27 protein-coding genes are annotated in these 21,594 nt (G+C 66.9%); 13 read left to right on the top strand and 14 right to left on the bottom strand.

What is annotated here, in order from left to right:
* Nucleotides 1–105 precede the first annotated feature (105 nt).
* The 5 genes from AB1346_03645 to AB1346_03625 are packed head-to-tail and all read left to right on the top strand — an operon-like array spanning nt 106 to nt 5,719.
* Nucleotides 106–1,332, top strand: coding sequence for a hypothetical protein (locus tag AB1346_03645; protein ID MEW6719523.1), 1,227 nt, complete (start codon nt 106–108; stop codon nt 1,330–1,332).
* Nucleotides 1,333–1,334: 2 nt separating this feature from the next.
* Complete coding sequence (locus tag AB1346_03640; protein MEW6719522.1) at nt 1,335–2,069, top strand: hypothetical protein; 735 nt, start codon at nt 1,335–1,337, stop codon at nt 2,067–2,069.
* A complete protein-coding gene (locus tag AB1346_03635; GenBank protein ID MEW6719521.1) occupies nt 2,066–3,496 on the top strand; it encodes a hypothetical protein in 1,431 nt (476 codons plus the stop codon). Before AB1346_03640 ends, AB1346_03635 begins: the two co-directional genes overlap by 4 nt.
* Entirely contained in the window at nt 3,483–5,003 is a 1,521-nt protein-coding gene (locus AB1346_03630; protein MEW6719520.1) for a hypothetical protein, read from the top strand. The genes AB1346_03635 and AB1346_03630 overlap by 14 nt, the downstream gene beginning before the upstream one ends.
* A complete protein-coding gene (locus AB1346_03625; protein ID MEW6719519.1) occupies nt 5,000–5,719 on the top strand; it encodes a hypothetical protein in 720 nt (239 codons plus the stop codon). The genes AB1346_03630 and AB1346_03625 overlap by 4 nt, the downstream gene beginning before the upstream one ends.
* Nucleotides 5,720–5,734: 15 nt before the next feature.
* On the opposite strand, the gene AB1346_03620 is transcribed toward AB1346_03625, so the two are convergent.
* Nucleotides 5,735–6,430 carry a 4Fe-4S binding protein gene (locus tag AB1346_03620; protein ID MEW6719518.1) on the bottom strand — a complete coding sequence of 232 codons (696 nt, stop codon included), beginning with the start codon at nt 6,428–6,430 and terminating at the stop codon, nt 5,735–5,737.
* A complete protein-coding gene (locus AB1346_03615; protein ID MEW6719517.1) occupies nt 6,427–6,819 on the bottom strand; it encodes a metalloregulator ArsR/SmtB family transcription factor in 393 nt (130 codons plus the stop codon). The genes AB1346_03620 and AB1346_03615 overlap by 4 nt, the downstream gene beginning before the upstream one ends.
* Nucleotides 6,820–6,927: 108 nt before the next feature.
* Between AB1346_03615 and AB1346_03610 the strand changes: the two genes are divergently transcribed.
* Nucleotides 6,928–7,275, top strand: coding sequence for a DUF134 domain-containing protein (locus AB1346_03610; GenBank protein ID MEW6719516.1), 348 nt, complete (start codon nt 6,928–6,930; stop codon nt 7,273–7,275).
* Nucleotides 7,272–7,655 carry a NifB/NifX family molybdenum-iron cluster-binding protein gene (locus AB1346_03605; protein ID MEW6719515.1) on the top strand — a complete coding sequence of 128 codons (384 nt, stop codon included), beginning with the start codon at nt 7,272–7,274 and terminating at the stop codon, nt 7,653–7,655. Before AB1346_03610 ends, AB1346_03605 begins: the two co-directional genes overlap by 4 nt.
* 3 nt (nt 7,656–7,658) lie before the next feature.
* On the opposite strand, the gene AB1346_03600 is transcribed toward AB1346_03605, so the two are convergent.
* A complete protein-coding gene (locus AB1346_03600) occupies nt 7,659–7,997 on the bottom strand; it encodes a 4a-hydroxytetrahydrobiopterin dehydratase (GenBank protein MEW6719514.1) in 339 nt (112 codons plus the stop codon).
* A gap of 148 nt (nt 7,998–8,145) precedes the next feature.
* Here AB1346_03600 and AB1346_03595 point away from each other — a divergent pair, with 148 nt between their 5' ends.
* Both AB1346_03595 and AB1346_03590 read left to right on the top strand, forming a co-directional pair.
* The gene (locus AB1346_03595; protein ID MEW6719513.1) at nt 8,146–8,391 is read left to right on the top strand and encodes a hypothetical protein; all 246 of its coding nucleotides are present in this window, start codon (nt 8,146–8,148) and stop codon (nt 8,389–8,391) included.
* 120 nt (nt 8,392–8,511) lie between these two features.
* Nucleotides 8,512–8,736, top strand: coding sequence for a hypothetical protein (locus tag AB1346_03590; GenBank protein MEW6719512.1), 225 nt, complete (start codon nt 8,512–8,514; stop codon nt 8,734–8,736).
* A gap of 69 nt (nt 8,737–8,805) precedes the next feature.
* Here the strand turns inward: AB1346_03590 and AB1346_03585 are convergent, their stop codons facing one another.
* The 4 genes from AB1346_03585 to AB1346_03570 all read right to left on the bottom strand — a co-directional run bounded on the left by AB1346_03585 (nt 8,806) and on the right by AB1346_03570 (nt 12,026).
* Complete coding sequence (locus AB1346_03585; GenBank protein MEW6719511.1) at nt 8,806–9,003, bottom strand: hypothetical protein; 198 nt, start codon at nt 9,001–9,003, stop codon at nt 8,806–8,808.
* 331 nt (nt 9,004–9,334) lie between these two features.
* Nucleotides 9,335–10,999 (bottom strand): tryptophanase, encoded by a 1,665-nt coding sequence (locus AB1346_03580; GenBank protein MEW6719510.1) that lies wholly within the window; start codon nt 10,997–10,999, stop codon nt 9,335–9,337.
* A gap of 32 nt (nt 11,000–11,031) precedes the next feature.
* A complete protein-coding gene (locus AB1346_03575; protein ID MEW6719509.1) occupies nt 11,032–11,646 on the bottom strand; it encodes a DUF2238 domain-containing protein in 615 nt (204 codons plus the stop codon).
* Nucleotides 11,647–11,738: 92 nt separating this feature from the next.
* Nucleotides 11,739–12,026 (bottom strand): GYD domain-containing protein, encoded by a 288-nt coding sequence (locus tag AB1346_03570; GenBank protein MEW6719508.1) that lies wholly within the window; start codon nt 12,024–12,026, stop codon nt 11,739–11,741.
* Nucleotides 12,027–12,121: 95 nt separating this feature from the next.
* Between AB1346_03570 and AB1346_03565 the strand changes: the two genes are divergently transcribed.
* A complete protein-coding gene (locus tag AB1346_03565) occupies nt 12,122–13,282 on the top strand; it encodes a trypsin-like peptidase domain-containing protein (GenBank protein ID MEW6719507.1) in 1,161 nt (386 codons plus the stop codon).
* 7 nt (nt 13,283–13,289) lie between these two features.
* Here AB1346_03565 and AB1346_03560 read toward each other — a convergent pair whose 3' ends face one another.
* The gene (locus tag AB1346_03560; protein ID MEW6719506.1) at nt 13,290–14,456 is read right to left on the bottom strand and encodes a pyridoxal phosphate-dependent aminotransferase; all 1,167 of its coding nucleotides are present in this window, start codon (nt 14,454–14,456) and stop codon (nt 13,290–13,292) included.
* Nucleotides 14,457–14,504: 48 nt separating this feature from the next.
* On the opposite strand from AB1346_03560, the gene AB1346_03555 reads away from it, so the two are divergent.
* Both AB1346_03555 and AB1346_03550 read left to right on the top strand, forming a co-directional pair.
* Nucleotides 14,505–15,500 (top strand): lipid A deacylase LpxR family protein, encoded by a 996-nt coding sequence (locus tag AB1346_03555; GenBank protein ID MEW6719505.1) that lies wholly within the window; start codon nt 14,505–14,507, stop codon nt 15,498–15,500.
* A gap of 22 nt (nt 15,501–15,522) precedes the next feature.
* Nucleotides 15,523–15,873 carry a DsrE family protein gene (locus AB1346_03550; GenBank protein MEW6719504.1) on the top strand — a complete coding sequence of 117 codons (351 nt, stop codon included), beginning with the start codon at nt 15,523–15,525 and terminating at the stop codon, nt 15,871–15,873.
* Nucleotides 15,874–15,898: 25 nt separating this feature from the next.
* Here the strand turns inward: AB1346_03550 and AB1346_03545 are convergent, their stop codons facing one another.
* The 3 genes from AB1346_03545 to ilvA all read right to left on the bottom strand — a co-directional run bounded on the left by AB1346_03545 (nt 15,899) and on the right by ilvA (nt 19,161).
* The gene (locus tag AB1346_03545) at nt 15,899–16,900 is read right to left on the bottom strand and encodes a response regulator (protein MEW6719503.1); all 1,002 of its coding nucleotides are present in this window, start codon (nt 16,898–16,900) and stop codon (nt 15,899–15,901) included.
* A 191-nt stretch (nt 16,901–17,091) separates the two neighbouring features.
* A complete protein-coding gene (locus AB1346_03540) occupies nt 17,092–17,946 on the bottom strand; it encodes a class I SAM-dependent methyltransferase (GenBank protein MEW6719502.1) in 855 nt (284 codons plus the stop codon).
* Between the two features lie 3 nt (nt 17,947–17,949).
* Nucleotides 17,950–19,161, bottom strand: a complete 1,212-nt coding sequence (ilvA, locus tag AB1346_03535; GenBank protein ID MEW6719501.1) for a threonine ammonia-lyase — start codon at nt 19,159–19,161, stop codon at nt 17,950–17,952.
* A 191-nt stretch (nt 19,162–19,352) separates the two neighbouring features.
* Between ilvA and AB1346_03530 the strand changes: the two genes are divergently transcribed.
* The gene (locus tag AB1346_03530; protein ID MEW6719500.1) at nt 19,353–19,523 is read left to right on the top strand and encodes a hypothetical protein; all 171 of its coding nucleotides are present in this window, start codon (nt 19,353–19,355) and stop codon (nt 19,521–19,523) included.
* A gap of 22 nt (nt 19,524–19,545) precedes the next feature.
* Here the strand turns inward: AB1346_03530 and AB1346_03525 are convergent, their stop codons facing one another.
* Genes AB1346_03525 through AB1346_03515 form a run of 3 tightly spaced genes read right to left on the bottom strand, consistent with a single transcriptional unit; the run spans nt 19,546 to nt 21,588 of the window.
* Nucleotides 19,546–19,722: a DUF1059 domain-containing protein gene (locus tag AB1346_03525; protein ID MEW6719499.1), complete on the bottom strand. Its 177-nt coding sequence runs from the start codon at nt 19,720–19,722 to the stop codon at nt 19,546–19,548.
* Between the two features lie 23 nt (nt 19,723–19,745).
* Nucleotides 19,746–20,330, bottom strand: a complete 585-nt coding sequence (locus AB1346_03520) for a DOMON-like domain-containing protein (protein MEW6719498.1) — start codon at nt 20,328–20,330, stop codon at nt 19,746–19,748.
* Between the two features lie 22 nt (nt 20,331–20,352).
* Entirely contained in the window at nt 20,353–21,588 is a 1,236-nt protein-coding gene (locus AB1346_03515) for a DUF1343 domain-containing protein (GenBank protein ID MEW6719497.1), read from the bottom strand.
* Nucleotides 21,589–21,594: the final 6 nt, after the last annotated feature.

The raw sequence follows: 21,594 nt of genomic DNA, 5'->3' as shown, positions 1-21,594 counted from the left end.
AAGGCCCTGCGCCTCTCGCTTTTCGGCATAAGTTCATTTAAACAATTGACGGATTCCGGCCGATACCTAAAATGAGCGGGAAAACCATTCTCGGAGTCGGGGACCATGAAGAAATTCCTCCTTGCCGCGCTGCTCTTTCCGGCATTTTACGGCTGCGCCACCTCTCCCGATGTCACCGCCTGGAAAATGGCCAGGGAGGTGAACACGCCGGCCGCCTATGAAGACTACATCCGCCGGTATCCCAAGGGCGACAACGTGAAAGAGGCCCGGGCCTTGACCGAGCAGGCGAAGACGGAGCAGATCCGGAAGGCGGGCAGCGTCGCCGAGTGCGTCCAGGCGATGAAGGCGAGCTCCGACCCGAAGATCGCCGCCATCGCGGCGGATTCGGCCTTCGAGGCGGCGAAGAAAGAGGTGACCGTCGAGCCCCTCTACTCCTTCCTGGAGAATTTCAAGGGGCACCCGGGGGCGCCGGAGATCCGCCGCAGGATCGAGCAGATCGAGTTCGAGAGCGCGGAAAAGGACGCCTCGCCGTCCGCCATCGGGTATTTCCTGCTCCGGCATCCGGACTCGCACCTCTCCGCCCGGGCGCGCGAGCTCCACGCGGAGAAGACGTACCGCCAGGTGAAGGGCTGGGGAAGCCCGTACGGCTATAAGGCCTATCTCGCGATGTTTCCGGACAGCCGCTACGCCGCAGAGATCCGGGGCCTGGTTCCGATGGAGGCGCCGCAGCCGCAGGCGGCCCCCACGGGAACCGGGACGACGCTTGCCGCGGCCGTGGAAAAGAGCCCCTCCCTCAAGAGACACGCCTGTGCCCTCGAGCTGTCCCAGTCCATCCGGAAGAATCCCGGGGGCGCCGATTCGATCCGGTACAAGCTTCTTGAACTCGAGAAAGGAAGCTCCGGGGCCGGCCTTCCGGAGGCATGCTCTTCCGTCGCCCTTCGGGGGCGGCGGGGCGCGGAGGGGGCGCTCGCGGAAGCGCTGCAGGCGCTTTCCGCCGCGGAGGAGTACCGGAAGGAGCTTGCGGGGAAGTGGGAGGCGTCCCGGCAGCGCGAGGAGATGGTGAAGACCGCCATCGCGGCGAGCACGAGCGTCGCCAACGACCTGGAGACGGCCGAGCTTTCCGAGGAGGTCCTGGGCGCCGGGCCGCTGGGCCGGCTGGACACCGGCGGCGAGAAGGGGTCGGTGTCGGCGAGGAAGGCGCTCGAGCGATTCCAGGAAGCGGAAAAGCTGGTCCGCGCGAACAAGGAGGCGATCAAGGGGATGCTGGTCGAGACCGAAGCCCTTTACCGTCCCCTGCAGCTTTACGCGATCAGCTCCGTCGAGGTGAGATGACCATGACCCCGAAGAAAACCGTGATGCGCATGAACGTCGTGGCCGCCGCCGTCGCGGCGCTCCTGCTCTGCGGCCGTGCCCCCGCATTCGGCGGGGACAATCCGCTGTTCCTTTCGCAGCCCGAGAAGGGGCCGGAGCTGCTCTCCGCCGCCGAGGCGGGGAACCTGAAGAAGGAGGCGGAGGCGCTGAAGCGCAAGGCGGCGCTTCTCAAGGAGGCCGCGGGGAAGAAGTACGCGGCCGCCGCCGAGCTGCGGAAGAAGGCGGGCGGGTTCCGCTCGGAGTCCTCGAAGAAGGGGGAGGCGCTTCGGAGCAAGGCGGAGCAGAACGCCGCCATGTCCAGCTTCCTCGGCGACATGTTCGGCATCATGTCGGGCATGGGCGGCATGGGCGGCGGGCTCAGCTCCAACGCCATGTTCGCCCAGCAGCTCACCGGCACGATGATCCAGGGGCAGCGGGCCGCCGACGCCCAGGGGGTCGCGACGGCGCAGGGCCAGGCCGGCCTTTTGGGCGCGGAAGCGGAGAAGAAGGCGGGGCCGCTGGAGATGCGCGCCGACGAGCTCGAGACGGACGGGAACCGCCTCATGGAGGCCCACAACCGGATCATGGCGATCGCCAACGCGAAGTCGCTGCACGTGGCCGCCGACGAGCTGCTGCGGACGGTCGACGCCGACAGCCGCCAGATCGAGCGCATGAAGGAGAGCCGGCGGGAGATCGTCGCGTCGATGCCCGCCCGTTGATGCGTCGCTGCGGGATCGCGCTGGCGCTGTTTCTTCTCGCTCCCGCGGCATGGGCCGGGAGCGGGGTGGAAAGCCCCGCGCGCCTCTGCGATCAGGCGGATCGGGCCGAGCGGGACGCCGGGGACGCCGAGCGGAAATCCGTCGAGCGGAAACGGTTCCTCGCGGGAAAGGGCGGGTCCGCCGCTTTTCCCGGGACCGCCGCGAATGCCGGAATGTCGGCCGCCGCGGCGCAGTCGATCCGGGCGCAGGTCGCCCAGGCCCGCGCGCTCCTTCCGCAGATCCGGAAAGGGATCGCCGCCGCCGAGCAGGACCGGGGGGTGGTCCCGGGATTGAGCCAGTACTTTGCCCAGGCGGAAAGCTCCATCGGGAGCGCGATCCAGGCCGTCGAGAGCTGCCTGGCCGCCCCGGACCGGTGCAGCCCTCCCGCGATCCATTGCCCCGTCCCGCCGAACATCGCCGTGTTCAACAGGAATGTCATGGACGCGGACTTCATCCGGAAGATCCAGGACAGTTACCGCCAGGCGGCGAACGAGGCGCACCAGGCGTGCCGGAACCTGCAGACCGGCGCGATGAGGGAGCTCGACCGCATGAAGCAGGAGAGCCGGAACGCCGCGGCGTTGGCCGCGGGAAGCTCCGGCGCCGGCGCGGGCTCCTTCGGCGATGTGGACCTCTACCTGCGGCGGGCCGAGTCGCTTCGGGGGGAGGCGGCACGGAGCCGGCTGGAAGCCGACCGGATCTCCGGGGTTGCGGGATACTGCCGGTCTCCGGGGCGGGCGATGGCTGCCGGGACGGGCGGCAACCGCACCTGGTCCGATGCGCTTCGGGACGCCGATCGGAAGAAGAAGGCCGATGCGGGCCTTCGGCCCGATGCGAAGGTCGCCGACCTCAAGGAGGAGTGGGAGAGGAAGTGGAACGGCGGCCCGATCCTCGACGCGTCCGATGTTCCGCTGCCGAAAGTGGATGCGAAAGATGCGGAAGAGGACGGGCGCACGCTGCTCGAGGTGGCCCGGGACTACGGTTCCTACGCCGTCGTCCAGCGGTGGAACGATGCGAAAGCGGCCTACCGGGAGGGCAACGAGCAGATGGAGCTGACGGAATTCCTCCTGTCGCGGCCGGTCGAGCTGGCGAAGGACGTCGCTTGGGAGCTGGTGGAGAACAACCTCGGCAGCTTCGGGAAGAGCCTGAAGACCGGCTACACGATCCTGAACGCGGTCAAGGAGACCGGCGACGAGGTGGGGGAGATCCTGGGCGACGCCCCACGGGTGATCGTCCACGGAAGCGCCGCCGACGCGAAGGAGCTGTCGCAGCGGGCCGACCGCGTCCCTTACAAGTTCCTCAACGACCTGTTCGACGATGTGACGGGAAAATTCCCCCCTCCGAGGATCGAATACAAGTACAAGCAGGCGCTGGGCGATGACCGCGGCTGACCGGCCCCGGATCCTGCGCGGGTTCCTGTCCGCGGCGATTCTTGCCGCGGCGCTGGCATTCACCGCGATTCCGGCCGATGCCGCGAAGGTGGAGGTGCGGCGGCTGGCCGACACCGCTTCGCTGGGACCGGTTTTCTCCTTCGACGTGGACGCTTCCGGCGCGGTGCTCCTTCTCACCCGGGACAACATCGTCGACGCGGGCTCGGGAGAGCCGATGTTCGGGAGTCCGCTGCGCGGTCCGGCCTGGGTCTCGCTGGCCGGCGGGAAGCCGATGCTTCTCGCGGAGGGGGCGCTCTTCTCCGTGGAGGGGCGCAACCCCCGGAAGCTGGTGGAGGTCCCGCTCGCGTATCCCGCCGCGGCTTCGGACGGACGGCGGACCTTTCTCGCCGGGATCACGCCGGAGGGGCGGTCGGTGCTCTTCCTCTTCAAGGAAGGGGAGGGGCACAAGCCGCTGCTGGAGCTCGACGCGCCGGTCGACGCGATGGCCTTCCGGCGGGGCGCGCTGCTGTTCACCGCGGGGTCGAGGATCTACGCGCTGAGGGAAGGGGGCAAGGCCGCGCTCCTCGCGGATATCCCCGGCATCCGGGTCATCGCTTCCCTGGCCGTCGACGACCGCGACGGCACGGTTTACTTCTCCGACGCCGATTCGATCTACGCGATGCGGGGAGACGATTTCGTCGTCGTGCGGAGCGGCATGGGAGGGATCCTGCGTTTCCGGGACGGAAGTCTCTACGTGCTCTCGCTGCGCGACAAGGCGCTGTTCCGCCTCTTTGGCCTGCCCGATGCCTTATCGTCTCCCGGGGCCCTCGCGCCCGTGAAGGATCCTTGCCGCTCCCCCGTCGTCTCCCTGTACTGCGAAGCGGAGGAGCGGCGCGCGCGCCTGAAGGCGGCGGAAAAGCTTGGAAAGGCCCAGGGGGCCGACTCCGGCGATCTGTCGGCCTACGCGGAGGAGCAGAGGAAGGCGCTGGGGCAGGCCATGGCCGCCATCGAGAAGGAGGCGGCGTCCGGCGCGCAGGCGGTTCTGTGGGGAGGGGGGAACGAGCCCGGGGCGGTCGGCGCGAACACCTCGATCTCCACGGGGAAAAAGGGCGCCGGCCTGGATCTGTGGGACGGGACCGCGGTCCGGATCGGGCCGGGCTCGAAGGCGCTCCTCGCGGATTGCGCCCCTTCGAGGGAGTGCCGCCAGGCGCTGGAGAAGGGGCTCCTGTACGTCGAAACGCCGAAGCCGCCGGCCGAAGGTGCCGGGAACCGGAAGCCCGTGCGTCACACGGTCGCTGCCGGCGCCATGACGCTGAGCTTCGAGTCGGCGAAGGTCGCCCTGTACGTCTCGGGGGAGACCGCCGCCGCGGTCGTCATCGAGGGGCGAGTCAAGGCGTCGTCGCCCAAGGGCGGCTCCGTCATCGTGGCATCCGGGGAAACGATCGAGATGAAGGGCGGCGAGCCGCCCGGCATGCCGCGCATGGCGGAGATGGAGCGGCTCAACCGATGGTGGGAGAGGATCCGATGAGGAACGGAAGGCGCATTCTGTACGGGGGCCTTGTCGCGTTTGCGTTGCTCGCGGCGGCGGGCTGCGCCCAGAACACGAACTTCGTCTATAGACCGGGACCCGCCGCGCAGGGTGTCGTCGTGCATCCGGCGAAGGTGGCGGTCTTGCCGTTTCGGGACGGCACGGAGGACTTTACGAAGAAGGGCAGCGTCCTCAAACCGGAAACGCTGGTCTACAACCTGGCGAAGAGCGGCGTCTCCGGCTCGATCGACGCCCTCATCCCGGAGTTCTGGGCGAAATCGTTCGCCGAGGAGCTGGCCGCATCGGGAGCGTTCCGTTCGGTCCGGTTCGTCTACAACGCATCGGAGCTTCTCGACGAGAGCTATTTCATCGAGGGCGCCGTCCTGAAGGCGTACGCAAAGGGCGGACGGGACGTCCCGAGCGAGTATGCGCTCGACTTCCGCGCCTCCCGCCGGGCCGATAAGCGCCAGGTCTGGGAAAAGCAGGTGACAAGGTCCTGGAAAGTCTCGCCGGAAATCTACAAGGAATGCGGCACGAACGCAAAATGCATGGGCGAAAAGAGCCGGGCGGAGCTGAACCGGATGATGCAGGGGATGTTTGCGGAGGCCGGGGAGGATTTCGCCCGAACGCTGGCTTCCGCGGGAGGGAAGCCTGCCTCCGCGCCGACTCCGGAACCGGTGGACGCGACGATCGACAGGATCCTGAAGGGTCCCTGAGGGGAATCCCTCGGGTCACGTCGAAAGGGAGGAGGGCTGTCCTGCGGGGCAGCCTTCCTTTTTTTCGAATGTCAGCGCGCTCTCCGGGCATGCTGCCACGCACGTACCGCACTTGACGCAATCCGTGTCCCCGAACCTGCCTTTCTCTCGATCGATGTAAGGCGCGATCTGCATGGGGCAGCGCTGCCCGCACAGGGCGCAGGACGTGCAGCGGCTTTCGATCGCCAGCGGGTACTTCTCCTTCGACATGTATCCCGCGATCGTCCCCATCGGGCACACGTGGCACCAGATGCGGGGATGGATGCCGATCCCGAACGCGATTCCCAAGGTGGTGGTGACGCTCAAAACGATGACGAAGGCCAGCCCCATGCGGGCCGGGTCGGGCCACGCGAAGCAGAGCTGGGTGCCGAGCACCGCGAAGAGCGCCCCGATGACGGCGACGCGGAATCCGTTCGACCGGACGGCTTCCGGGATCTTCCGCTTCCGGCTGACGCCGTCGAGGAAAAGGTCGAAGAAGCTGCCGCGCGGGCACATCCAGTCGCACCACATGCGCCCCTTGAACGCCGCGACGCCGAGCGCACCGAGCATGCAGCCGATGAGCAGAAAGCCCAGCAGCGGGTAGAACCATCCTGCGACCGCGACGAGCGGCAGCCCCATCCAGGTGTAGAGCTGCAGTTTCCTCCGGTTGGACGCGAACTCCTTGAGGCTCAATTCCGTCGGCTCCTTTTCTTCTGTTTCATGAATTCGAGAAACGTCTCCATGCTGCACTTGCCGGTCTTCTTCTGATATTCGGTGCAGTCCCCCAGCGACTGCAGGTCCGCCTTCCGGATCTCGTCGTCTTCCAGCGCCTTCCTCAGCGCCTTCACGAGGGGCGCCAGCGGCTCCGGCAGCGATTTCCGGAGCCGGTAATAGATCATCTTCCCTCCCCGCCGGGCCTCCAGGAACCCGGCCCGGGAGAGCAGCGACAGGTTTCGCGACACCAGCGGCTGGGACATGTCGAGGACGCCCATGATCTGGCAGACGCAGAGCTCCTTCCGGCCCAGGAGGAGCAGGATCCGCAATTTGGAGGAGTCGGATAGCAGGCCAAGGGCGTCGGTCATCTCTTTCATATAATCGTATGGTTATACGAACATACGAGGCATGTCAAGCGGAAAAGTTTTTTCTTGACAGTAATGCACATATGTTCATAATGGACGTGGAGGTATCCGTTGCCGAGACCGCACTGCTGCCGTCGCGTAGAGGGAAAGCCGCCCGCATCGGTGTTCAAGCCGGCCGGCGTGCCCGTGCGGGAGATCGACGCGATCGCGATGACGCTCGACGAGTTCGAGGCCGTGCGGCTCGCCGACCTGGAGGGGCTGTACCAGGAGGAGGCGGCGGCGAAAATGGGCGTCTCGCGGTCCACCTTCAGCCGCATCGTCGATTCCGCCCACCGCAAGGTCGCAGATGCGATCGTGAACGGCAAGGCGCTGAAAATCGAGGGCGGACCGGTATTCCCCATGGGGCGGTGTCGGCACGGATTCGGAAAACATCACGGAAGACAAGGAGAAACGGAATGAAGCTCTGCATCCCCGTAACGGAAGACAAGGGACTCGACAGCCCGGTGTGCGCGCACTTCGGCTCCGCGCCGCTCTTCCTCGTCGTGGACACGGAAAGCGGCGTTTGCCGCGCCATCGCGAACCGGACCCATCACCAGGGGCACGGCACGTGCCGGCCGATGATGTCGCTTGCGAGCGAGCGGGTGGACGCGATCGCGGTCGGCGGGATCGGCATGGGCGCGCTCGGGAAGCTTGCCGCGGCCGGCGTTCGCGTGTACGTAACGCGGGAGCTTACCGCGGGGGAGACGGCATCCTCGCTGAAGGCGGGGACGCTCCCGGAGGCCACGCCCGCGACGGCCTGCGGCCATCACGGGCACGGCCCCGGCAACGCATGCCACTGACGTCTAATGAAAGCTGCGAAGCAGCTGGTCGATCTTCGCCGCCATGATGAAATCGTTTTCGTGGAGGCCGCCGATCTTGTGGGTCTGTAGCCGCACCGTGCAGTAGCCCCACCCGACGGACAGGTCCGGGTGGTGCCCTTCCGACTCGGCGATCCCGGCGACCTGGTTGGCGAACCGCATCGCGTCCGCGAAATTGCGGAACCTGATCTCGCGGCGGATCCCCTTCGCGTCCTCTTCCAGCGTCCACCCCGGGACCTCGGCCAGCAGCCTCTCCGCGTCGGCCGCGTCCATCGCCTGGATGCCCCCACGGCAGGGAACGCATTGTCTTTCCGAAAGTTCCATGGTCGTCCTTCCCCCTCTTGATCGACGTGTTCCGTTCATTAGATGCGGAAAGCGGACATGGACGTTCGTATTCCGAAAAACCCGAATCATTCCGCTTGGCCGCGATTTAAGATAATGGTAGCCCATTTGACGAAAGGGGACCCTTCCGATGGAAGACCCGACCAAGGAAGAGCTGCTCGCGCGGATCGCCGAGCTCGAGAAGCAGTCAGCGACGAAGAAAAGCGGAAAGCTGGAGTTCAAGGTCGGCGAAAAGGGCGGCGTGAGCGTCTACGGATTGGGGCGCTTCCCGGTGACCCTCTACTATGAGCAGTGGATCCGGCTGCTCGACGCCGGAGGGGAATTGCGGGCTTTCCTGGAAGAGAACAAGAGCCGGTTGAAGCTCAAGCAGGCGTGACGGTCCGGCAAAAGCCGCCGCCCCCCTCCCGGAAAAACGTTCCACAGGTACGACCTTTCACATCTTTCCCCGCCCGGACCTGCCAGAGTGGAACCAGAAAGGGAGAAGGAGGTGGAAATCATGGAAGCCATCCTGATCGAGATGGAATCTCTCGCGCCGTTGGGCGTTTCCCTCGCCGGCCTGGTCCCCCTTGCGCTGGTCGCGGCGGCGGCCTTCATCGGCTACACGGCCGAGGAGGAAAGGAGCGGCAGGCGGCTGTTCTGGGCGGAGTGGCCGTTGCCCGGCACAGAGGAGAAGACGACCGAAACGCGGCTCGAAGAGCGGGAGCACCTCGAGGCCGCCTGAGGCTTTGAGGAAGCGGAGGATCCCCGGGGCCGCTCGACAAGGCGTGTCCCCGGGGCTTCTTTCGCGGATTTAATCGGCAGGAACGGTCGGCGCGGGGAGAATGTAGATGTGGGAATCCAGCGACGACCTCGAATATTTTCTTTGCGCAAGCTTCAGGAGCCCCTCGACGTTGTTCCCCCGGTCCTTCCTCCGGCGCTCCAAAACCATGCCGACCGGCTCCGTCACCTGACGCGCATAATCGACGCGATAAACCGTGTAGTTTCCCATGCTGTCCATTCTCCCGAGAGGGTATCTCCTGCTCATATTTCCGCAATATCCGTACCATGGGATGAATATGCGTAACGGGTTGTTATTGAAAACGATATGGCTATCAGGAATCGTCAGGAACCCGTTTTATTGAATGCAGGAGACCGGAATGGGAAAATGTTTACTGACAAATGGAAGGCGCCGGGTCAGTCGCCGTTGTTGCGTATTCGGCCTGACGCAGCGCCTGGTGAGCGCCGTTCCCTGGGGAGGATCCTTGTCCTGTTCCCTGCGGCGCATCGGTGAGCGGCATCCCGCTCTTCTGATTCAATTTTCACTCCGCACGAAACGGATATCAAGACTCCGCGATCAATTTTCCTCCGAGCGGGGCGAACCGCATCAGGAAGAAGCGCAGCGAGCCGGCGGCCGGCTCCCACGTGATCTTCAGACCGTGGATCCGCTCCCGCATCCCATACAGCTCGACGATCTTCTCCGCCGCGTAGTCCATGTGCGACTGCGTGTAGACGCGGCGCGGGATGGTGAGCCGGACCAGCTCCAGCTCCGGGAAGTGCTGCTCGCCCGTCTTCGCGTCCCGTCCGGCGGAGACGGCCCCCCGCTCCATGGTGCGGACCCCGCTGTGCAGGTAGATGGCGGCCGCGAGCGCCTGCGCCGGATATTGATCCCGCGGGATGTGGGGGAGGAACCGCCTCGCGTCGATGAAGACGGCGTGGCCTCCGATCGGGACGACGATGGGAACTCCGCCGCTGCGCAGAGATTCCCCAAGGTAGCGCGTCTGCCCGACCCGGTAGGCGATCCACTCGTCGTCCATGCACTCCCTGATCCCCTGCGTCAGCGCCTCCATGCTGTAGCCCGCCATCCCGCCGTAGGTGGGGAATCCTTCGAAGTCCACCAGCAGCTCGCGCGCCATCGTCGCCTTCTCGGGGTCGTTCAGCGCGAGGAAGCCGCCGATGTTCACCAGGTGGTCCTTTTTCGAGCTCATGGTGCATCCGTCGGTCAGGGATCCGATCTCCCGGACGATCTCCGCGATGGTCTTTCCCGCGTACCCCGGCTCGCGCGTCTTGATGAAGTGGGCGTTCTCCGCCATGCGGGCGGCGTCCAGCAGAAGCGGGATGCCGTAGCGCTGCGTGAGGGCGCGCACCGCCTTGAGATTTTCCATGGAGAAGGGCTGCCCGCCGGACATGTTCACGCACCCTTCCATGTGGACGTAGGCGATGTGCCGCGGCCCGTGCTCCTTCCCCCAGCGGTCGACGCACTCGTCGATCAGCCGCCGGAGCTTGCCCGGATCGACGTTCCCCTTGAAGGGGAGGTCCGCGCTCGAAACGTGGGCCTCGTCGATGATGACGTCCTTGAGGATGCCTCCGGCCCGCAGGATGTGCGCCTTGGTGGTGGTGAAGTACATGTTCTTCGGGACATAGATCGGGTCGCCGGGGTACCGCTGCAGAAGCGGCTTGATGTAGATGGTCGAGAGGATGTGCTCCGCCCCCCTTCCCTGGTGGGTGGGGATCACCTCCCGCCAGCCGTACGCCTCCCGCACGGCTTTCTCCAGCGGGTAGTAGCTGCGGGAGCCCGCGTAATCTTCGTTTCCCCGAAGCATGGCCGACCATTGCAGGTCGCTCATGGCGGACGTGCCGCTGTCGGTGAGAAGGTCGATGTGGATTACCTTCCCGTGGTCCTCTTTCAGGAGGAAGGTGTTGTAGCCGGCCTCCTCGATGGCCTGCAGACGCCGCTCGTGCGGCGGACATCCCCCGTCCCGGATCTCGACCGTCTTGATCCGGTACGGCTCCGCGGGATGGACCGGCAGCGGGGAGAGGATCCCTTCCTCTCCTCCCGTGCTCCGCTGCGCCAGGAAGGAATTCATCTTTTCAAGCGATTCCCCTTCGCGGATCGCACGGTTGCAGCCCGCGATCCTCCGGGCGAGGATCTCCCGTTGCCGCTCGGGTGCGGGCTCGCCGTCCCCTTTCCGATACGCTATCTTCCTCACGTCGAGTGCGAATTTCATGGCACCCCCGTGCATCGGGCTTTTCTTTAATTTTATCGCAGCTTTTCCATCTGCCGATCGTGGATCCGCGAGAACAGCGCCAGCGCCGTGCAGCCGCCGATCAACGCGTAGAGCATGTCGGACTGCGTGTCCCACACATAGCCCTGCGTCCCCAGGAACTCCTCCGCGCCCTGGCCGAGCAGGAGGGCCGACCACCACTCGATGAACTCGTAGGACGCGCTGATGGCGAGCACGATGCACAGGACGATGAAGACGAACATCTTCCCGCGCCGGACGAAATCTCCCCGGAGCAGGACTTCCCGGGCAGCGATCGCCGGCACCAGCCCCTGGAAGAAGTGGCCGATCTTGTCGTAGGGGTTCCGGCCGATGTCCAGCAGATCCGCGAGAAACCAGCCGAGCGGCACGCGCGCATAGGTGTAGGCGCCGCCGAGGATCAGGACGAGGGCGTGGAAGAAGATCAGGCAGTAGAGCAGGCTCGTCAGGGGGAACCGGCGGTACGTGGCGAACAGCACCGGCAGAACGATCACGACGGGGGCCACTTCCGCCGCCCACGTCAGGCGGTCGTACGGATCGATCCCGGAAACGGCCAGCGTCGCGACGATCGCGGCGGCCGCGGCCAGGAGGTAGCGGGTGCGGTGCCCGGTCATCCCCGAAGGATAGCGGAGCGGGGGGGAGGCGGCAATCGTTATCCGCTGCGCCTGCTGCTACGCGACAGGCTGACCCGGAAGGAGACCGCCGTCTACTTTTTTCCGCCCACCAGCTTGTCGAAATCCTCGATCGGCAGGGCGGGCAGGGTGGTGAAGGAAATCCCCAGCGCCTTGTTCAGGGCGATGGACGCCTTCAGCGCCTCGTGGATGCCCGGGAAATCCATGACCATGACGATATCGGTCTCCCCCATCGTCGCGTAGCCGGTCACGAGCTTCCCGCCGCATTTCCCGATGATTTCCTGCGCGTTCGCGGTTCGCCTGGCGCTGATCAGCTTCATTGCCTGGGATGAGTATTTCCCCATCATGATGAATGCGGGCATCGCGGTCCCCCCTTCGGTCGGATAGGTTCGGTTGACAACAGGCCATGCCGGTGTTGTCCTGAACTTAAGGATATCCCAGGAACGGAGCCGACTCGATGGACAACGAACAGGAACCCGTCCCCGGTCCCGGCCGTTCGCGGGATCCGTTCCCGCGCCGCCTGTTGCTGCTGACCCTGTTCGCCGCGGCGCTGCTGGTGCTGTGGCGGATGATGCCGCTGATCGGAAGGGTGCTGACACCGCCCGGCGAAGGGACGCGCACCGTGACTCCCCGGGGGGATCTCGCCGCCGACGAACGCTCCACCATCGAGCTGTTCGAGAAATCGCGCGACACGGTCGTGTTCATCTCCACGCAGCAGCTCGTGCGCGACTTCTGGACGCGGAACGTCTTCTCCGTGCCGCGGGGCAACGGCTCGGGCTTCATCTGGGACGACGACGGACACGTGGTGACGAACTTCCACGTGGTGGAGGGCGCCTCCGAGGCCACGGCGCGGCTCGCGGACGGCCGCGACTACAAGGCGGTCCTGGTGGGGGCGAGCCCGGCGCACGACATCGCGGTGCTCCGGATCGGCGTCGGCTTCCGCCGCCCGCCGGCGGTGCCGCTGGGAAGCAGCGCCGACCTGAAGGTGGGGCAGAAGGTGTTCGCGATCGGCAACCCGTTCGGCCTCGACTGGACGCTGACCAGCGGCATCGTGTCGGCGCTGGACCGTTCGCTGGAGGGCGGGCGCAGGGGCCGGGTCATCGAGCACCTGATCCAGACCGACGCCGCCATCAATCCCGGCAATTCCGGCGGCCCGCTGCTGGATTCCTCCGGCCGGCTCATCGGCATCAACACCGCCATCTACAGTCCCAGCGGGGCGTCGGCCGGCATCGGCTTCGCGGTCCCGGTGGACACGGTCGCGCGCGTCGTGCCGCAGCTCATCCGCAGCGGCCGCTACGTGCGTCCGGCGCTGGGCATCGAGGTGGACGAGCAGATCAACCGGCGCCTTGCGTCGGAGACCGGGGTGGCGGGGGTGTACGTGCTGCGCGTCCTGCCCGGTTCGGCGGCGGAGAAGGCGGGGCTGGAAGGCGTTACGACGGGGCCGGAGGGGATCGTTCCGGGCGACGCGGTGCTCTCTGTCGAGGGGAAGCCCGTCGACACCGTGAGCCGACTGATGTCGCGTCTGGAGGAATTCAAGGTGGGCGACCGGGTAAAGATCGAAGTTCGGCGCGGGAGCGAGACGCGCACCGTCGAGGTCGAGCTGCAGCCCGGCTCCTGAGCGCCGGTCACTTCCTTGCGGAGAGGTACGCTCCCAGCCGGTCCAGCGCCTCGTCGATGTTCTCGAGAGAGTTCGCATAGGAGAATCGGAGAAACCCTTCCGCGCCCTCGCCGAAGTCGATCCCCGGAGTGAGCGCCACCCCGGTGGCCTCCAGGATCTCCATCGCCAGCTCCAGGGAATCGGAGTGGATATGGCGCGCGTCCGCCAGCACGTAGAACGCCCCCTGCGGCATCTTGCGGACGCCGAGCCCCAGCGCGCGGAGCCGCTCGACGATGTGGCGCCGCCGCCGATCGTAGGCGGCCCGCATGGCATCCACGTCGCGCCACCCCTCCTTCAGCGCGGCGATCCCCGCCTCCTGGACGAAATGGCTCGCGCTGATCAGGAAGTTCTGGTGCAGGCTCTGCAGGACCCGCACGGCGGGCCGGGGGACGACCAGGTACCCCAGCCGCCAGCCGGTCATGGCGAAGGTCTTGGAGAAGCCGCCGATGACGAAGGCGTCCGGGTCGAACTCCAGCGCGCTGCGCTCCTCCCCCTCGTAGGTCAACCCGTGATACACCTCGTCCGAGATCAGCGGGACCGGGAGGGAGGCCAGCTCCTCCAGCCACGCCGGAGGCAGGACGGAGCCGGCGGGGTTGGAGGGTGAGTTGACGAAGATCCCGCGCGTCCGCGGCGTGATGAGGCGGCGGACCTCCTCCGGACGCGGCTGGAAGCCGTCCTCTTCCCGGGTCCTCAAGAAGCGGGGCGTTCCCCCCGCGAACCGGATGAAGTTGGGGTAGCAGGCGTAGCAGGGGTCGGAAAGGACGATCTCGTCGCCCTCTTCGAGCAGTGCGCAGAAGAGCAGCAGCATCAGCGGGCTGGTGCCCGAGGAGACGACGATCCGCCCGGGATCCACGGCGACGCCGTACCTCCCGGAGTAGCGCTCCGAGATCGCCTCGCGCAGCTCCTGCAGGCCGAGGGAATGGGTGTACTTCGTATCCCCTTCCCGGATCGCGCGGATCGCGGCCTCTCCCGCCGCCGGCGGCGTCGGGAAGTCGGGCTCTCCCACGCAAAGGTAGATGACGTCCTTCCCCCCGGCCTCCAGCTCCTTGGCCCGCTCCAGGACCTCCATCGCCAGGAACGGCGTGACCGCCTCCGCGCGCCGGGAGAGGCGGAATTCCTTGTCCTTCCTGTCCATGCGCCCTACCATAACACAGGCGGATCTTCCTATGACCACGGCGGCGGCATGAATCGAATCCATATCCTTGCGCTACTTCTGTCGATCGGCATCTTCTTTCCCTGCGCGGCCCGGCCGGAAGAGCCGGCGGGCGGCGGGACGCTGAGCGTCGTCTTCGAGAACGACGTCTTCTATAACAACGACCGCCAGTACACCAGCGGGCTGCTCTTCCTCTGGGTGCCGGACCGGGAGGCGTCCCCGCAGGGCTGGGCGCGGAAGGCGGCCCGGCTCCTGCCGTGGGTTCCGGAAAACGGGAGATTCGCGCCCGGCTACTCCTTCGGCCAGAGCATCTTCACGGCGAAAAATCTCGGCGCCCCGGTTCCGTTCATTACGGACCGCCCGTACGCCGGGTGGCTTTACGGCTCGGCCGGCCTGAACGTCCGGTCGGACGAAAGCTTCGACCGTTTCCAGTTTTTCCTGGGGGCGATCGGACCGGCCTCCCTGGCCGAGGAGACCCAGGAGGCCCTCCATGTCCTTCTCGGATCGGAGAAGGCCCAGGGATGGGACTTCCAGCTCGGCAACGAGCCGGGCGCCTTCGTGACGTATCGGCACGGCTGGCGCGGCCTCCTTGCGAAGACGATGTCCGGGAAACGGCTGGACTTCACTCCCCACGCCGGCGGCGCGCTGGGGAACGTGTTCACTTACGGGAACGCGGGCTTCACCGTGCGCTACGGCAGGAACCTCCCGGACGACGACGGGCCGCCGCGCATCCAGCCCGGATTGCAGGGGTGGGGCGATTTTTCCCCCGCGGACGGTTTCCGCTGGTACCTTTATGGAGGGGTCGACGCCAGGGCGGTCGCTCGGGACGTCTTCCTCGACGGGAACACTTTTCGCGGCAGCCGCAGCGTCGAGCGGGAGCCGCTGGTCTGCGATTTCGAGGCCGGATTCGTGCTCGCCTGGTCCCGTTACCGCCTGAGCTTCGCCAACGTCCTTCGGACCCGGGAGTTCACGACCCAGGACAAGCACAACACCTTCGGAGCCCTGACGTTCTCGGTCGGGAAGTGAAATGGGGAAAGGGGGAAGCGGAATGGGCCGGCGCGTCGCGATCGTCGCCTTCAACGGCGACCCGGAGTTCTTCGCCCACGTGTTGCTGAACGCCCTCGACATGAACGGGAAGGGATACGAGGTGAAGGTGGTGGTCGAGGGGGGCGCGACCCGGGCGCTGGTGGATCTGTCCAGGGAAGGTCAGCCGTACGCGGACCTTTGCCGGGAAGCGCGCGGGAAGGGGATGATCGACTGCGTCTGCGGGGCCTGCGCCGCGAAGACGGGGGCGCTCGAAGGGATCGAGGCCCTGGGCCTGCCGCTGCGCGGCGAGATGAAGGGGCACCCGAGCATCGCGGCGTACATGGAGCAGGGCTACCAGGTGATGACCTTCTGACCGCCCGCGGCGCGACCCCGGACGCTCATTCCTCCACGAGCTTGACGACGGCCGCCTCGCGGACGCGCAGCACTCCGTCGATCCCGCCAAGCTTCTCGACGATGCCCGGCGCGGCGCCGACGGCGCCGTGCCCCATGACCATCCCCACGAGCCGGGCGCCGTCCTCGACGACGTCGCAGAAGACGACCTCGTCGATGAAGAAAACGGTCGTGAAGATCCGCCGGATGGCGTCCTTGTCGACGTCGACGATGATGTAGCTCGTCGTGCCGGGCCGCTTGCTCGAGCTCGGAAGCCCCTTCGTCTTGACCGCCTTCGAGTAGGCGTCGACGAATTCGTTCACGTCGCGGTCCAGCTTCGGCCGCTCCACGCCGGAGGCGGAGAGGAGCTGGACGCCGTCGATTTCCGCGATCGCGTCCTTGAGCCGGCGGATCTCCTCCTGCGAGTCCCCCTGGGCGATGACGATGATGTCGAAATCCCCCCGGACCGCCTCGCACCGCTGCACCCCGTTCATCCGGTAAAGCTTCCGGAAGATGTCCGCGCTGTGGACAGGATCGGCGACCCGGATCGTCAGGTAGGCCGTGACCGATTCCCGCATCTCGGGGCCCGGCGCTTCCGTTCCTTCCGCGCCCGGGAGGACAGCCGCGCCGGGGGAGAGCTCCTCGAGATTCCGGACGAGGTCGGGGATCGTGAAGGGCCTTTCGAGGTAGGCGGTGTTGGACTCGGAAAGGGCGGCGAGCCTGAGCGCCTCGTCGCCGGCATCGCCCGGTCCGGCGATCACCACAACGGGCAGGTCCGGGTGCCGGGTCTTGATCACCTTGAGGATCTTGAGCCCGTCGATGTCCGGCATGAAGATGTCGGTCACGAGGTGGTCGAACGCGAGCCCTTTCCCGCGGGCGGCGTCGAGTTCGTGGATGGCCGAGATGCCGTCGGGACAGGCGACGACGCCGTACCCTTCCCGGGTGAGGCCGGCCGTCAGCTCCCGCCGGATCCCTGCATCGTCGTCGATGACGAGCACGCGTCCTTTCAAGGGGTCCTCCTGTGTATGGGCCGGCGCGGCTCGAAAGCCGCGCCGGTTACGGCGGGAGGCGCTTCCCTCGCGCGGGAAGCGGTTCGTCATTTCAATCGTTCCCTCATGTTCGATGCCTTGGCAACGGCATCCGGGAACAGCAATTAGATTAATCGGCGGGATTGCAGGTTTCGTCCGGGGGGGATCCGGCGTCAAGGGGCGCGGTTCGCCTTCAGGGAAAAGCGCTCCTTCCCCGACACCGCGTCGCCCTCGATGGAGTTCCCGTCCGTCCTCAGGGAGAAGCGCAACGGCGGCGCCCCGGGCTTCCCCGCCGGGCGGTCGAGCTCCAGCGACACGTCCTTTCCCCGGATCCGGCCGCCGCCGGCCAGCGTCTTCCCGTTCAGGCGCGCCTTCGCTTCGATCCGCTGGTACCGCTGGTCGATCCCGATCTCCACGGTTTCCGCGCCGTCCGGCCCCGAAAGGGTGCCGCGCCAGTTCCCCGCGATCCGCGCCGGGACGATCCACAGGAACACCGTGCTTTCCCCCGCCGGGAAGACTTCCTTTTCCGGCATCGGGATCGTCCGCAGGTCGTCGGGTTTCCAGTCTCCCATGTCCCAGTCGTGGGAGACGACGCGGGTGCCGGGCGAAAGCTCGTCCAGGATCCGCGGCCGGAGCTGGAGGTTTACCTCCGGCAGCAGGTACATCGTCACGACCGTGGCATCCCGGAAGTCGGTGAGGAATATGTCCTGCTCGAGGAACCGCGCCCGGTCGGACACACCCTCGCGCGCCGCGATCTCCCGGCTCTCCGCCACAAGTTTCTTGTCGTACTCGATGCCCGTGGCGCGCGCCACGTGCCGCTTAGCGGCCGCGATGACGATCCGCCCGTCGCCCGAGCCCAGGTCGTACAGGATGTCCCCGGGGCCCACGTCGGCGATGGAGAGCATGGCTTCCACGACGGGGTCCGGCGTCGTGACGTACGGGACCTCGTCCGCGCGCGGGGATGCGGGCAGGAGGAGCGCGGCGATGAGGATGAGAATGGCCGGGAAGGCCGCCGGGGATCCGCGCATGTACTATCCGCCGGCGGGGCGGTAGCCCTGCTCGCGCAGGCGCCGCCCGAGCTCCTCGCCGTGGTAGCGGTCGCGCGTTTCCAGGAGGAGCTCGACGGTGGAGTAGCCCGGCGGGCAGTCGTGCGGGAGCCGGTCGTGCTCGATGCTCATGACGTTGGACCGTTCCCGGGCGACGGCGGCGAGCAGCGCGGCGAGCGCGCCGGGCAGGTCGGGGAGGAGGAACCGCATCCGGACGAGGCGCCCGGAGCGGAACAGCCCCCGCTCCGTGATCTGCGAGAGGAAGTTGACGTTGATGTTCCCCCCGGAGAGCACGAGCACGGCGGGGAACCGGGTCGGCGGCCGCCGGTACAGCATCGCCGCCAGCGGCGCCGCCCCAGCCCCTTCCAGCGTGGTCTTCATCTCCTCGAGGGCGTACAGGATGGCCGCGGCGATCTCCTCGTCGTCCACGGTGACGGCGTCGTCCACCCACCTGCGGGCCGCCTCGAATGTCCGGTCGCTCATCGACTTGATCGCGATGCCGTCCGCGATCGTCCGCGTCTCGGCGCACGAAACCGGTCTGCCCGCTTCCAGCGAGGGGAGGAGCGACGAGGCGCCGGCCGCCTGCACGGCGATCAGCTCCGCCTCGGGGTGACTCTCCTTGATCGCGGCGCCGATCCCCGCGATAAGGCCGCCCCCTCCCACCGGGACGTACACCGTGCCCGGCGGGCCGATCTCGTCGAGGACCTCGAGCCCCAGCGTCCCCTGCCCGGCGATCACCATCGGGTCGTCGTACGGGTGGATCAGCTCAAGGCCCGACCCGACGGCCAGCGTCTTCGCATGCTGCGCCGCCTCGGCGAACGTCTCCCCGTGCTGGAGGATGCGCGCGTAATCCCCTCCCTCGCGCTGCGCGGCGGTGACCTTGGAGACGGGGGCCCACAACGGCATCACGAGGGTGGCGGGGATGTTCGCCTCGCACGCCGCCCGCGCGACGCCCCGCGCGTGGTTCCCTGCGCTGGCAGTGATCACGCCCGACACCCGGGAGCGGTCCAGGGAGAGCACCTTGTTGGCGGCCCCCCGGATCTTGAACGACCCCGTGTTCTGGAGGTTCTCCAGCTTGGAGAAGACCTTCCCGCCGAATTGCCGCGACAGCGGGGCTTCCTCGACCAGCGGGGTGGGATAAGCCAGGCGGTAGACGCGTTCCCTCGCCTCGGCCAGCTCCTTTAGTCCGAAGTCCATGCCCCCAGTTTAGCCGCAATTTGCGTCAAACCGCTGACATTTCCGGCAGGTTTTGACAGGTCGTTCCCGGACGGTCGATCTGCCCGGCCACGCTGGAGTTCAAGGAAATCGGACGGTTACCCGGCTTGCCGCAGGGCTCGGCATGGAAAATGCAAAATGGTATCGCCAGGAAATTGAACGGAGGGAAGAAAATGCAGGCGATTCACGAAAGATACGGCAGGACGCCCGTTCAGAAGGAAATCGGCGTGGTCATGAAAAAGGCATACTGCGGCTTCGAGCGCCTGGAAAGGGAACACGACGAAAAGATGAAGGCGCTCCTCGAAAACGTCCGCGGCGGGCGTCCGGGCACCCGGGCGGCCTGATCCGCCCGCGGGCGGCGAAGGCTCACGCCGCAATCCGCATCTGCAATCTCGCTTTCTCCCTCAGTTCCTCCGTGAATTCCATCCCGTGCGCTTTTTCCGCGTGCTCCGCAATCTGCCGGATCGCCCCTTCCTCCGTTACGTCCCTCACGACGAAGTAGCATTTCCCGGTCACGTTCCAGCAGCTCAGGTACTTGTCCATCTATAAATCGCCCTCCTTTCACCTCAACGTTTGATGAATCCCCGTTTCCCGCCGTTTCGCTCTTCCCGGGAAAGGACGATCGCGAAGCCTTCCCTCCGATGGAAGTCCGGCCGGGGAGCGGGATGGCGAAGCGCCCAGTGGCTGGTCCTTCCCGCCGCATCCCGGAGGACCGCGCTGGCCCCGATCTCGAGCTCCCCGCTTCCAGGCAGGATCCGCGCAAGGTCCAGCTCGAGGGAAAGCAGCAGGGCATCCGGCTCCCGGACGACGGTGAATGGAAGCGATGCGACCGCCTTCTCCTCCCGCATCCCCTGCCGGTAGCCTGAAAACCGATACACGTTCCAATGGCCGGACGGCGACAGGTTGATCTCCCGGTATCCGCCGGAACCGGCCTCCCCGATGAACAGCTCCAGGCAGGTCTCCTCCCAGAGACGGTCCTTCCTGCCGGCGACCCGGGCGGGCGGGGGGATGGCGATGCCCGACAGGCCGCCACGGAGGGCGAAGGCGACGGACAGGGCGTCTCCGCGCAGTCCGACGGTCCCCCCGATCCGCAGGTCGGGCGGAATTATCTCTCCGGGGAACTGTTCGAGGGAAAAATCGAGCGGACCCAAAGGCGGAAGCGGAAAGACGGCCTTAAGGCTTATAGAGCAGGTGACGCGCGCGCCGCTTCATGAACGACCGCTCTTCGGTCCCCCATGCCCGCAGGAGGCTTCGCCAGCCCTGTTTGCTCTCGATCGCCTTCCGTTCGCGCGCCGAGCCGCACAGCAGGTCGAAGGCGGGGATGTTCCGGACGAACTCGTACGGCTCCGTCCGCCACCGGAACCGTTCGCCGTCCTGGGAACGGGCGGCGGCGACGCACGCGATCCCCGTCCGGAAGGGGCGGAACCTCGAGGGATCCGTGACGTGGACCTCCGCTCCCTGGCATCGGGCTCCCGTATGCTTGTCCCAGGTCGGGACGAAACGGACCGGGCGGAAGCGGACGCCCGGCAGCTTCTCCTTCTCGAGCGCGTCGACCAGGCGGTCCGCGTCGAGCCACGGCGCCCCGAACAGGTGGAAGGGGCGGGTCGTGCCGCGACCCTCGCTCAGGTTCGTCCCTTCGAGAAGGCACATGCCGGGGTAGACGAGCGCCGTCTCCGGCGTCGGCATGTTGGGGGACGGGAATACCCAGGGGAGGCCGGTGTCGCGCCACCACATCCCGCGCCGCCATCCCGCGCACGGGATCACCGTGAGCTCCAGCACGAGCGAAAGCTCGTGCCGGTACAGCCGGGCCAGCTCGCCGACGGTGAGGCCGTGGCGCACCGCCACGTCGTACACGCCGCAGAACGATTCGAAGCCGGGGCGCAGCGGGGGCCCTTCGACTGCGAGTCCGCCGACCGGGTTCGGGCGGTCGAGGACGAAGAAGGGGATCTTCGCCCGGGCGGCTACCTCCATGGAGAAGAGCATCGTGGCCTGGTAGGTGTAATAGCGCGTCCCGATGTCCTGGATGTCGAAGACCAGCGCGTCGAGCCCGAGCAGCATCTCCTCCGACGGTCGGAGCGAGTCGGGGCGGTTCCCGTACAGCGAGTAGACCTTCGCCCCGGTGCGCCGGTCGCGCTCGTCTCCGACGGCGGCCATGTACTGCGCGTCGCCCCGGATCCCGTGCTCGGGTCCGAACAGCGCGGCAAGCCGTATGCTGCGCGATTCGTGGATCAGGTCCGCCGCGTGCCGAAGCGTCCGGTCCACCGACGTCGGGTTGCAGATCAGCCCCACAGACATCCCCCGCAGCGGCGCGAACCGCATCGCGGCCAGCACATCGAGGCCGGAAGATACCCGCTCCGTGCGGCGCATGCGGGGAAAGGACGCTTTTCCCATATCCGTGAAAGATATCACATCCGG

This window comes from Thermodesulfobacteriota bacterium (genome assembly GCA_040758155.1).
In the GTDB taxonomy this organism is placed as follows: domain Bacteria; phylum Desulfobacterota; class Deferrimicrobia; order Deferrimicrobiales; family Deferrimicrobiaceae; genus UBA2219.
Note: the sequence above shows the minus strand (reverse complement) of the source record. Positions and strands in the feature narration are given on the sequence as shown.

Excerpts from the sequence above, each read along its gene's own strand:
- AB1346_03595 (MEW6719513.1), top strand. The coding sequence starts at position 8,146 with ATGGAAGACCCGACCAAGGAAGAGCTGCTCGCGCGGATCGCCGAGCTC.
- AB1346_03560 (MEW6719506.1), bottom strand. The coding sequence starts at position 14,456 with ATGGACAGGAAGGACAAGGAATTCCGCCTCTCCCGGCGCGCGGAGGCG.
- AB1346_03585 (MEW6719511.1), bottom strand. The coding sequence starts at position 9,003 with ATGGGAAACTACACGGTTTATCGCGTCGATTATGCGCGTCAGGTGACG.
- AB1346_03525 (MEW6719499.1), bottom strand. The coding sequence starts at position 19,722 with ATGGACAAGTACCTGAGCTGCTGGAACGTGACCGGGAAATGCTACTTC.
- AB1346_03640 (MEW6719522.1), top strand. The coding sequence starts at position 1,335 with ATGACCCCGAAGAAAACCGTGATGCGCATGAACGTCGTGGCCGCCGCC.
- AB1346_03555 (MEW6719505.1), top strand. The coding sequence starts at position 14,505 with ATGAATCGAATCCATATCCTTGCGCTACTTCTGTCGATCGGCATCTTC.
- AB1346_03570 (MEW6719508.1), bottom strand. The coding sequence starts at position 12,026 with ATGCCCGCATTCATCATGATGGGGAAATACTCATCCCAGGCAATGAAG.
- AB1346_03600 (MEW6719514.1), bottom strand. The coding sequence starts at position 7,997 with ATGGAACTTTCGGAAAGACAATGCGTTCCCTGCCGTGGGGGCATCCAG.
- AB1346_03580 (MEW6719510.1), bottom strand. The coding sequence starts at position 10,999 with ATGAAATTCGCACTCGACGTGAGGAAGATAGCGTATCGGAAAGGGGAC.
- AB1346_03565 (MEW6719507.1), top strand. The coding sequence starts at position 12,122 with ATGGACAACGAACAGGAACCCGTCCCCGGTCCCGGCCGTTCGCGGGAT.
- AB1346_03575 (MEW6719509.1), bottom strand. The coding sequence starts at position 11,646 with ATGACCGGGCACCGCACCCGCTACCTCCTGGCCGCGGCCGCCGCGATC.
- AB1346_03605 (MEW6719515.1), top strand. The coding sequence starts at position 7,272 with ATGAAGCTCTGCATCCCCGTAACGGAAGACAAGGGACTCGACAGCCCG.
- AB1346_03530 (MEW6719500.1), top strand. The coding sequence starts at position 19,353 with ATGCAGGCGATTCACGAAAGATACGGCAGGACGCCCGTTCAGAAGGAA.
- AB1346_03590 (MEW6719512.1), top strand. The coding sequence starts at position 8,512 with ATGGAAGCCATCCTGATCGAGATGGAATCTCTCGCGCCGTTGGGCGTT.
- ilvA (MEW6719501.1), bottom strand. The coding sequence starts at position 19,161 with ATGGACTTCGGACTAAAGGAGCTGGCCGAGGCGAGGGAACGCGTCTAC.
- AB1346_03645 (MEW6719523.1), top strand. The coding sequence starts at position 106 with ATGAAGAAATTCCTCCTTGCCGCGCTGCTCTTTCCGGCATTTTACGGC.
- AB1346_03615 (MEW6719517.1), bottom strand. The coding sequence starts at position 6,819 with ATGACCGACGCCCTTGGCCTGCTATCCGACTCCTCCAAATTGCGGATC.
- AB1346_03550 (MEW6719504.1), top strand. The coding sequence starts at position 15,523 with ATGGGCCGGCGCGTCGCGATCGTCGCCTTCAACGGCGACCCGGAGTTC.
- AB1346_03625 (MEW6719519.1), top strand. The coding sequence starts at position 5,000 with ATGAGGAACGGAAGGCGCATTCTGTACGGGGGCCTTGTCGCGTTTGCG.
- AB1346_03630 (MEW6719520.1), top strand. The coding sequence starts at position 3,483 with ATGACCGCGGCTGACCGGCCCCGGATCCTGCGCGGGTTCCTGTCCGCG.
- AB1346_03540 (MEW6719502.1), bottom strand. The coding sequence starts at position 17,946 with ATGCGCGGATCCCCGGCGGCCTTCCCGGCCATTCTCATCCTCATCGCC.